The following is a 10,125-nucleotide window of genomic DNA, read 5'->3' as shown; positions in this document are numbered from 1 at the left end:
TTTTATATTACAGTATGTGAATATTGTTAACCGTTAATAGGAAACAGATGAGACTTTCCATACCTAAATCCTTTTATCTGACCACTCTGAGCCTAGTATTGCTGCTCACCTCTTACAGTTACGCTGGCACCTATGCTGATTCTGCCCATGGTGACACCACGAATGGCGTTACCGGCAGGACCACCGGATTTGTAGTAGGCAACTGTGCCCACTGCCATGATCAGCATGCCAGCCGGGTCAACGTGCCTAGCACTCCTAATAATTCACTTCGTGGTCTTTCTGAAGAAAATCTCTGTGAAGACTGCCATGGTGTAGGGGGGCCGGCAAAAAACATTCAGAGTGTAATTGATAAAACATATGGCCATACCTACCTTGATGACGTAGGCTACAGTGGCCGGCATACCACCAGTAAGTTAGAATTAGAGACGGCATCTACAGGCTCTACATTCCCGGGTACTAACAGACATGTCGAGTGTTCAGACTGCCATGAGCCGCATACTGCTCAAACTGGCAACCATACTGTTTTCACTGACGGCAATGCTGTGTCAAATGCCTTATCAGGTGTTTGGGGGGTCGAGCCAATTACCGATGTTGCCTGGGTACCAGCTACAACTTATACTGAAACAGATCCAGCCACCAAGGAATACCAGATCTGCTTCAAATGCCACTCCTATTACGCCTTTCAGGATGCCGATGGTATAACCGCCTTAACCGGCCCTTCCGGTGTCACTATTACTGACCAATCGATGGAGTTTTCAAAAGGTAATAAATCGGCACACCCGGTCCGGGTTGGACTCTCCAGCCAGACAGGCTCTTACGCTCCGAAAAACCTTGCCACAAGCCGCATGGTAGCGCCTTGGAATACTTCTGGTGGCAGTGGGGTTGGCAATCAGACCATGTATTGCTCAGACTGTCACGGTAATGACGCCGCAACTCCTGTAGGCCCGCATGGTTCAGCCAATCCAAACATGATTAAGGGCACAACTAATTACGAATGGCCGTATAATGTTACAAGAGGAAGATTATGGACATTGGCCGATGTGTATTATAACCTGCATAATGTCGGCACAGAGCTGCTTTGCAAAAAATGTCACTCTATGGAAGTTGTCTGGGACGCAGGCGAAAGTAAGAACATATTCCGCAATTACGCCCACGAGAAGCATTATCGTAGAGATTTTAAGGCTAACCCATGGGCTAGTGCCTACCCCAAATATGGTACAGGTGGAGGTGAATCTCAAACTGACGCGGGCTATCCGTGTATCACCTGCCATATTATAGTTCCACATGGCAGCAAACGCAGCAGGCTGATCGGCTACGAGAGTGATGCTGCCCCCTATTCATTAGATGAAGGCGGAGGTCTTGTCTGGCCGGTAGTCTGGGGTTTTAAAAAAGTGACCGATCCTTTCGATGATACCACCAAAGATTGCTCTACCGGTTACGACAAGGGCAGCTGCTATGCCAACACCACAGCCTGCAGCACTAAACATGATGCCAACCCCGGCACTGACTGTATAGGAGGAGGACCTGTTACTTTCGACCCTTAACCCCCCTCCCTTGAGTAATCTCGTGGTCACTATTAACATACTAAACGTATATCACCATCCATCACGTTGAAACTCTTGTATCAATCTCTTAAATGTTCCCTGACCCGTCCTAAAAATGTTCTATGGCTTATTGGGCTTATTGGCATGTTTAGCCTTCTCGGTCTTGTTATTCCCCAAACTGCTTTTCGGTCTCAGGGCTATTTTGAATCTTTAAAAAGTGCCAACCCATTTTTTTACCGGTTCATCGACCTCCTGCAACTAAACCACGTTTTTTCATCTATCCCTTTCCTCATTATTATCTTTCTTCTCTATCTCTCATTGTTCATTACCCTATGGGAGCAATGGAAAAAGCAGCTCCGTTTCTTACATACCAACAAAAAATCTGTCCCTGTCGGCTTAAAAGAAGATAGCATTTCTTTTCAAGTAACAAATAATGCACGCGAAGCTATTCCAGCAGATATAAAACAAGTTATGGCTGGCTATGGCTTTACCTGCCAAACTGAACTAACAGAACATGACTTTCTACATCTTGTATTTGCAAAACACATGAAAAGTCGTTGGGGTGTTTTCATCTTTCACTTAGGTCTTTTTATCCTGCTAAACGCAGCAATTTATGGCTTGTTCAAACATCAACGTGGCTTTGTGCCGCTGATGGAAGGTGAAACTTTTATTGGTCAAGATGGAGACTGGCTGGTACCAAGCAATGGCCCTCTTGCTGAAAGGCTCACATTTCCATTTAATGTCAGACTCAATAAGTTCAAGGTTGCCTATTGGGACAATGATCAAGAACAACAGATGCACAGCCAACTTCTTTTTAGCGATGATAACGGCAACATTGTAAGCAAAAATGAAATTTCAGTGAGCTCTCCTATTGAGCATGGCGGTGTCAGCTTTCATCAATCGCAGGATTTTGGTTATGCCCTTACCTTTGCTCTACATACCAATGATGCCAAACCAATTGTCAGTCACTTTATCCTTGATGCGGTGGGGGATAAAAGTAAACCCCTGACCGGCAAAAGTGATTATCCAAATACCGGCTACATTTTTAAAATGCGTTTTTTCCCAGACATTTCACGCCCGTCTTTTTCCCTAATACAACCAGGCGTAGATTTAACTATCCTTGAAAACAAAGATATCCAATTTGAAGGCCGTTTACTGCTGGGCCAAACCATCAATTTTGATGATAACATACTCACTTTCTTAGATGTCCGCCCCTGGTCAGGCATTATTGCAATACGAGGCTACGTTCTTCCGGGAGTCTACTTAAGTTTTTTGCTGATTGTAATCGGCATGGTACTGATGTATTTATTACCGACAAAACAAATTTATATTGGTTATTCATGTTCTGGAAATGGTTGCCAGTTTCAAATAAACGGCAAGATAGGAGGCCGTACACCTTGCACGCATTTCGAGTTGGAACAGATTAAACAAACTCTCATCAAAGCGCTTGCATAAGACAGGAGAAAGAAAGTGCTTCGCTATGAATTTTCATTATTTTGGGCAGCAATTGGTTTCTATATATCAGCGTCAATAGTTTTTACTTATGCTGTTTTTTTTAAAAAGGAGAACAAACTTGACCTCGGCATAACACTGACATGGCTTGGCCTTGCTTTTCATTCAATTGCTATAATTATTCGCTGGGTTAGCTCAGGACATGGCCCTTACCTTGACACATTTGAAAGTATATCGTCCACTGTCTGGATCGTAATGCTTTCATATCTCATCGCCTGCTATAAAAAGCATTCTATAAAATTTATTGGGGTCATCACACTGCCTTGTGCTTTTTTAATGATTGGGCTGGGATTGATGGCAAACCCACAAATTCAGAATCTTCCTGCCACATTCCACACTTTATGGCTAATCGTTCATATTCTATTTGCCAAAATTACAGTGGGATCAGGATTCATTGCCTTGGGGTGTTCAATATTTTATCTGATTAAGGCAAAAAAAAAATCAGGCAATACATTTGTTCAGAAATTGCCAGACCCGGTAAGTCTAGATTCCTATTCATTTCAATTTTTCGGAATGGCCTTTGTTTTCTGGACAATTTCAGTCATTGCCGGGGCCATCTGGGCCCATAAGAGCTGGGGACGTTATTGGGCCTGGGACCCTATCGAAACATGGTCACTACTCACTTGGCTAGCTTTCGGAATATATATGCATCTACGGCGGTTTCATGGCTTAAAAGAAAAAAAAGCAGCCATTTTCATAATTTGTTGTTTCGGCCTTGTTATCCTGACCCTATTTCTGGTTCCATTTATCACAAATACGGTTCACACAGAATATATGCTCTAAACCCCTAAAAATGAAAAAATACCTCGCGCTGATCAATGATTTCGCCCATGATTTTTTTACGGCCCTTTGGCTGGCCAGTCTTTTCGTATTGTTTCTGGTCAACCAGGAAATAGACAGTGCCGTGGTAGACATCACTGCTTCTCGGATTATCAGCACCCTTCTGCATAATTTTTTCTGGCTACAGACCTGGTCAATGGTACTGATTATTCTGACTGGCATTGGCAGATATCTACATGTCAAAGGACAAAACACCAAGGACAGTTATGATCAGCAACGAAAGACGTTGCTCATAGCCAAACATGTGGTTTTGGGGGTGTTATTTGTGGGGGGAAGCGTTTTAGGCTTTCTCTGGCGCTGAGCTTGCCATACCGGCCAGTATTTTTTTCATCTCTTCCGGCATTCCCTGATCGAGGCGGCCGATTTTCTCGCGGATAAACGAGTGCTCCATCATCCGTTTCACTGCTGTCAGCATATAATTCCGAATAAACAAATCTTCGATCTCTAAAATGTTATTGAACCTGCCCATGTAGAATTGACGATAGCCATCGACAATTGCTTCATCAATTTCCTTACGTGTCATATTTTTCGGCTTAATAACAGGGTCGACAAGGTTGTAACGCCGGTAGTCATATTCTTCGACGTAGGGTTCCAACTCTTGGTAGATGTCAGCGTAGGGCCAGGGCGCTATTGCCAGAAAATGGGCAAAATCCGGGTTAAGCAGTTTAGCGAGTTCGATAGTCTTTTGTAGCGATTCCCTGGTGTCATCGGGAAATCCTAGAATCATGGAGGTCTCTGTTATAATGCCATGTTCACGGCATAATCTGAGGGCTTCAATGGATTCATCAACCGACTGCTCCTTTTTGATACGGTCAAGCAGTTGCTGATTGGTGCCTTCAGTGCCTACGTAGATATGAATGATACCAGCGGCTTTGTATTTATGCAGAATATCTTTATCTCTGATGATGTCCTGGGCCCTGGTCTCCATGAGCAGTTTCACCGGCAACTCCAAGGCAATCAATTTATCAAGAATACTCTCCCAGCGCTCACGATCAGGGGTTGGGTAATCATCTGTGAGTAAAACAACATCAACCAGGTAAGTCCCATGAAGGAGTTGGATCTCGCGAACAACATCATTGGCTGATCGGCCCCGCCATGACCGCTGCCAAAACTTCTGTTGAGAGCAAAAAGTACAGCCAAATTCACACCCCCTGCTGGTGGCAACGGCGCCTAAACGGGAGCCTGGCAGGATATAGTAGGTATAATCATCCCAGTCCAACAGATCCCAGGCCATAGGCATGTTATCGAGAGATTTAAGGTGAGGTCGAGCAGAAGTCTTAGTAATTGTACCCCGCTGATCGGTATAAGCAATTCCGGCAACCTGAGCTGGATCATTATTCTGGCCGAGACAGCGCAGCAGCTCGACCAGAGTTACCTCCCCTTCTCCAACAACGATATAATCAACACAGCTGTTTTGACTAAAAATCTCTTCGTACATGAAACTGGCGTGTATTCCACCAGCAATCGTTACAATTTGAGGGTTCACCTGCTTTGCAGTTTTAAGCACCTTGATGGCATCAATAGAGGTACTGGTAATGGTGGACACAGCCACCACATCGGGCTTAGTCGCCTCAATAACATTACGAACATCGTCATGCGTTGAATCTTTAGTCATCGCATCATAAATAACACATTCGAACCCCGCACTTTGGCAGGCCCCGGCAACCGTGACCATATACAGGGGCACCCATCTTCCAGCAACTTCAACAACCCCGGCATGATAGGGCGCAGTGATAAATAAAATTTTATTCATAAAGTAGACAAACCTGTTCAAATAATGAGTATGCAGTAAAGTAAAAACCAACTTTATCACACTTCATGGCACATTTCATAACAATTGGACATTTTTTAAATTGTTTGTATAGAGATGATTATAGTTCAAAAAATAGTGTTCCAGTTTGATAGCCAACTCACTAACAACTGTTCAAATCCGTTCTCACTTCATGAAGTTGTCCGTGTGAGTTCGTGTGGGTCTGTGGCAAAACAAAATTTAGCCGCTAGTTAAAAATACATAAACCAGGGTGCACCCAATGATACCACAACTACTTGCTCTTTTCCTTATGCTTTCAGCAATTCCATTTTCTGCCCTTGCCCAAACGCCACAGGATTTTCTGCTTTTTTATTCTAATGACGTTAAGGGCGAGATAGAGCCCTGTGGCTGAAAGAGTAATCAATTGGGCGGTCTGTCCAGAAAAGCCTTTCAGTTTAATAAAGTAGCTGAGGAAGCACAACTTCCGGCGCTGATTGTTGATGGGGGAAATCTCCTGTTCAAAGAGTCCAACATTACAGCCGCCCAGGAAGAACAGGTCCGTATCACGGCCAAAGGTATTGTGAAAAGTTATGATGCCATGGGCTATCACGCCGTTGGCGTTGCTGCGCAAGATATGGCCCTTGGTTTGGATTTTTTAAAAACCATAACCGCCAACTCCAATTTTCCATGGCTAAGCGCCAACCTGTATAATAAATTAACGTCTGCCCCAGTTTTCACACCCAGCACAACTGTTGAGATCGGTGCGTTACAGATCGGACTGATTGGACTCACTGGCCAGGCTGATTCTTTTCTTAAAGAGCAAGATGATATTCTGGTCAAACCCTGGCAAGATGTGTTGCCAAAAATCATCAGCGATCTTTCACCTAAAACTGATATGCTGGTGCTGCTCTCAAACCTGACGAATGCTGAAAACAAGGAGATTGCTAAGCTCCATGAGATACACATCATCATCCAGGCTGGTGTGTCAACCGCAAACATGACCCCTGTTGCGGCAGACAACACCTTAATTTGTCAAACCGGCAAACAGGGCAAGGAAATTGGCATTATGAAGATCAGCTGGCAGAACTCTAAACTATGGGGAGAAAAAACAGCAGAAAAGCTTACCAAAGCCCGGCAAAACCTCGATCGCCTCGAATGGCAGCTCAGTAAGTATAGCAAATACAGCAACCCACTTGAGGAGCTGAAAAACAATCCCCCCAAACTTCGTGCCTATCAAAACCTTATCCAGCAGCAGGAAAGCAGCACTCAAGAGATAGCAATATTGACCGAAAAACTCTCCAGGCAAGAAGATGTCAGGAATCTCCCTGCAACTTTTACCAATCAGTTTATCGCCATGCAAACATCGCTGCCCAATGATCCAAAAGTGCAGGCAGTTGTGGAAGAGATCAACGAGCAGATCAACAATGTCGGCAAGGGAAAAAGTGCCGCGACCAACATCCTGACCTCAACCTATTCGGGCTGGGAATCCTGCCAGCGTTGTCACGAGGAGATCTTTGGTTCATGGTCCCAGACACCCCATGCTGACGCCTATTCATCCCTGATCAACAAACGGCAGCAGTTCAACTTGGACTGCCTGCCGTGTCACGTAACAGGCATTACAAGTGAAACCGCTGATCTCGCATTAACACTGCCCAAATACCTGCGCGATGTAGGCTGTGAATCCTGCCATGGCGCCGCCATACAGCACGTCAGTGCCCCTGACACCTATAAACCGATTAAGACACCTGCGGCAGCCGTCTGCCTGAACTGTCACACCGACGAGCACGACGACTCCTTTGATTATCAACGAGACAAACAAAAGGTTCATCCCATACCATAAAAAAGACGATTACCGCCGGCTTTCAGCATACTATTTCAAATTAGAATATTTGATAACCACGAAGACCGCGAAGATCACGAAGGATGGCTGCAATTACTCAAAATGACCTTCGTGCTCTCTGTGCTCTCTGTGGTAAAATAACAATGCATTCTCAACATCTTGACCTGTTAAGTTTTTTTATGGGGGGGAGCTGAAACATGGTTGTGATCACATAAAAAAAAAGCCACGTACCTCTAAGGGTAACGTGGCTTTTTTCATAAAATAAAACTAAAACTTAGCAGCCAAAAGCCTTCTGGAGCTGAGGTATGGTCTGCTTTTTACGGCTCATCATGCCATCAACCCACATGGTCTGACCGTCAAGTTTTTTATCGAAGGCTTTTTCAATCATAGCTGGCTCATCGGAAACAACCATCAGATCAGTACCTTCTTTCATGATATCTGTGAGCATAAGGAGTACTGAGTGACGTCCTTCTTCACCTTTAACTTCCTTACATGCTGCATAGAGGTCATCGCGAATCCCTGCAACCAGAGAAAGGTCAACAAGCTCAAGCTGTCCAACACCAACTTTTTTGCCCTTCATGTCAAAGTCTTTGTAGTCACGGAAAAGAAGGTCGCGAGCTGGAACACCATCAACAGCAGATTTGGCTTTGAACATTTCCATAGCCAACGCTTCCATATCAGATACACCAGCAATTTTTGCAAGAGCATCACAGGCCTTCTTATCAGCATCTGTACAGGTTGGGGACTTGAACATTACAGTATCGCTCAAAATTGCGCAAAGCATGATACCTGCAACATTTTTAGGAATATCAACACCGTTAATATCAAACATCTGCTTCAAAACTGTACCGGTACAGCCAACAGGCTGAGCATTGAACAGAATAGGATTGTTCGTTGTGATATCACCAATTTTGTGATGATCAATAATTTCTACAACTTCAGCCTTATCAAGATTGTTTGGGGCCTGAGCGATATCGCTGTGATCAACCAGAATAAGTTGCTTACCTGCGCCATCGGTCATGATCTCAGGAGCAGAAAAACCAAATTTTGCCAGAACCATTGTGGTTTCTGGATTCAGCTCACCCTGCATAGCAGGTACTGCATCAACGCCTTGAGCTTTTTTAAGCGCTGCGTATGCAATTGCTGATGTTACTGAGTCTGTGTCCGGGCTTTTGTGTCCAACTACGTAAATTGCCATGATAATTTCCTCCGTCCTTGATTAAATGAGTATAAATTTTATTACCAAAATAATAAAATAACTATATAATTATAAGGGATTGAACATAGTGCTTAAGCAAATATCCGTCAAGCAGAAAAATGTAGCTTTTCGCCCCTGTGAATATTGTCTTTGATTCTTTAACGTGTTAGAGATATTTTTGATTAATCAAAAGTTCATAACGGTTATTAGTAAAGATATTTTCACCCTCTACCACGCTGAACGCTCATGACCAACCAAACCGATTCTCCTGTAAAGCCAAAAGTGCTTTTAGCCGAAGACAATCCCACTGTTCGTAGAGGCATAGAAAACTTTTTAGGTAAATGGGGATATGAGGCCATTGAGGCTGATAACGGTGACAGCGCCTGGAATGAACTTGAAAAAGACCACACTATCCGTATCGCTATCGTTGACTGGAATCTGCCAGGGCTGAGCGGCATTCAAATATGTCAACGACTCAGAACCCGGACTAATGCTCCGTATGTCTATGCCATTATGTTCAGCGCCAGAAAATCCCATGAAGAAAAAATCATGGCCCTCGATGGTGGCGCAGATGATTATATTGTTAAGCCCTGTAAACCCTCCGAACTGCGAGCAAGACTTGGTGTGGCCCGCAGAATTATTGATACGGCAATGGGGAACCTACCATCCTGTAGTCCAAATCCTCCGATCAACAGCAATGAAAGTACGATTCCAAAGTCCACAGAAGAAACAAGCTCTGACAAGGACACGTCCGAAAAACCGTAACTACTTAGGTCTAGCAGCCCCTTAACAGAAGATTGTCGGGTAAAGAAAGGTATGCTCTCCCCGTCATTTCCCATAGACCTCAAACAACTAATTCAGCTACGCTTACAATCACTATTCGACATCTAACCCATCACATCAAAGCCGTCCTCTTTGACCTTGACGGCACCCTACTCGACACCGTTGACGATCTTGCCGATTCAATGAACGCAGCCCTTGCCACGCTCGGCTACCCCACTCACCCGGTGGAATCATATAAGCATTTTGTCGGCAACGGCCTGTCAATTCTCAGCCGGCGAGTATTGCCCCAAGGCCTTGACACCGACGAGCATCTTGTCTCTAGATGCTCAGACCTGATGCTCAGCGAGTATGAACTCAGGTGGTCCAACAAAACCCGACTTTATCCGGGAATTTCTGAGTTACTAACCGAGTTGCAACTCCGAAACCTCGTTCTAAATATTCTTTCTAATAAACCACATGCCCCTACGAAAAAAGCGGTCGATCATTTCTTGAGCAGTTGGCCTTTCCGCCATGTCGACGGGGCCAAACCAGGCGTGCCACGAAAACCCGACCCAACTGCGGCAACAGCCATTGCCAGACAGTGCGGCATCTCATCGTCTGACTTTCTTTACCTTGGCGACACCAACACAGACATGGAAACTGCCATTTCGGCTGCCAT

9 protein-coding genes are annotated in these 10,125 nt (G+C 44.6%); 7 read left to right on the top strand and 2 right to left on the bottom strand.

The features are described from left to right. The first annotated feature begins 47 nt into the window (after positions 1–47). The 4 genes from HQK80_13380 to HQK80_13365 all read left to right on the top strand — a co-directional run bounded on the left by HQK80_13380 (position 48) and on the right by HQK80_13365 (position 4,197). The gene (locus HQK80_13380; protein MBF0223194.1) at positions 48–1,544 is read left to right on the top strand and encodes a hypothetical protein; all 1,497 of its coding nucleotides are present in this window, start codon (positions 48–50) and stop codon (positions 1,542–1,544) included. A 144-nt stretch (positions 1,545–1,688) separates the two neighbouring features. Further along, on the top strand, positions 1,689–2,999 hold the full coding sequence (locus HQK80_13375; protein MBF0223193.1) for a cytochrome c biogenesis protein ResB: 1,311 nt from the start codon (positions 1,689–1,691) through the stop codon (positions 2,997–2,999). Between the two features lie 252 nt (positions 3,000–3,251). Next, positions 3,252–3,839 (top strand): cytochrome c biogenesis protein CcsA, encoded by a 588-nt coding sequence (gene ccsA / locus HQK80_13370; protein ID MBF0223192.1) that lies wholly within the window; start codon positions 3,252–3,254, stop codon positions 3,837–3,839. A gap of 10 nt (positions 3,840–3,849) precedes the next feature. After that, on the top strand, positions 3,850–4,197 hold the full coding sequence (locus HQK80_13365; GenBank protein ID MBF0223191.1) for a hypothetical protein: 348 nt from the start codon (positions 3,850–3,852) through the stop codon (positions 4,195–4,197). On the opposite strand, the gene HQK80_13360 is transcribed toward HQK80_13365, so the two are convergent. Continuing rightward, positions 4,177–5,649 carry a cobalamin-dependent protein gene (locus HQK80_13360; protein ID MBF0223190.1) on the bottom strand — a complete coding sequence of 491 codons (1,473 nt, stop codon included), beginning with the start codon at positions 5,647–5,649 and terminating at the stop codon, positions 4,177–4,179. The genes HQK80_13365 and HQK80_13360 overlap by 21 nt on opposite strands. 421 nt (positions 5,650–6,070) lie before the next feature. Between HQK80_13360 and HQK80_13355 the strand changes: the two genes are divergently transcribed. Then, positions 6,071–7,486, top strand: coding sequence for a hypothetical protein (locus HQK80_13355; GenBank protein MBF0223189.1), 1,416 nt, complete (start codon positions 6,071–6,073; stop codon positions 7,484–7,486). A gap of 274 nt (positions 7,487–7,760) precedes the next feature. On the opposite strand, the gene HQK80_13350 is transcribed toward HQK80_13355, so the two are convergent. Then, complete coding sequence (locus tag HQK80_13350) at positions 7,761–8,684, bottom strand: manganese-dependent inorganic pyrophosphatase (protein MBF0223188.1); 924 nt, start codon at positions 8,682–8,684, stop codon at positions 7,761–7,763. A 246-nt stretch (positions 8,685–8,930) separates the two neighbouring features. Here HQK80_13350 and HQK80_13345 point away from each other — a divergent pair, with 246 nt between their 5' ends. Continuing rightward, positions 8,931–9,449 (top strand): response regulator transcription factor, encoded by a 519-nt coding sequence (locus HQK80_13345; protein ID MBF0223187.1) that lies wholly within the window; start codon positions 8,931–8,933, stop codon positions 9,447–9,449. 32 nt (positions 9,450–9,481) lie between these two features. Beyond that, on the top strand, positions 9,482–10,125 hold a 644-nt coding region (locus HQK80_13340), incomplete at its 3' end, for an HAD family hydrolase (GenBank protein MBF0223186.1).

This window comes from Desulfobulbaceae bacterium, assembly GCA_015231515.1.
Lineage (GTDB): Bacteria > Desulfobacterota > Desulfobulbia > Desulfobulbales > VMSU01 > JADGBM01.
This window is presented reverse-complemented; position numbering and strand designations above follow the sequence as displayed.

Bases quoted from the DNA above. Each gene is read 5' to 3' on its own strand.
- HQK80_13380 (MBF0223194.1), top strand. From the start codon at position 48: ATGAGACTTTCCATACCTAAATCCTTTTATCTGACCACTCTGAGCCTA.
- HQK80_13345 (MBF0223187.1), top strand. From the start codon at position 8,931: ATGACCAACCAAACCGATTCTCCTGTAAAGCCAAAAGTGCTTTTAGCC.
- HQK80_13375 (MBF0223193.1), top strand. From the start codon at position 1,689: ATGTTTAGCCTTCTCGGTCTTGTTATTCCCCAAACTGCTTTTCGGTCT.
- ccsA (MBF0223192.1), top strand. From the start codon at position 3,252: ATGCTTTCATATCTCATCGCCTGCTATAAAAAGCATTCTATAAAATTT.
- HQK80_13365 (MBF0223191.1), top strand. From the start codon at position 3,850: ATGAAAAAATACCTCGCGCTGATCAATGATTTCGCCCATGATTTTTTT.
- HQK80_13350 (MBF0223188.1), bottom strand. From the start codon at position 8,684: ATGGCAATTTACGTAGTTGGACACAAAAGCCCGGACACAGACTCAGTA.
- HQK80_13360 (MBF0223190.1), bottom strand. From the start codon at position 5,649: ATGAATAAAATTTTATTTATCACTGCGCCCTATCATGCCGGGGTTGTT.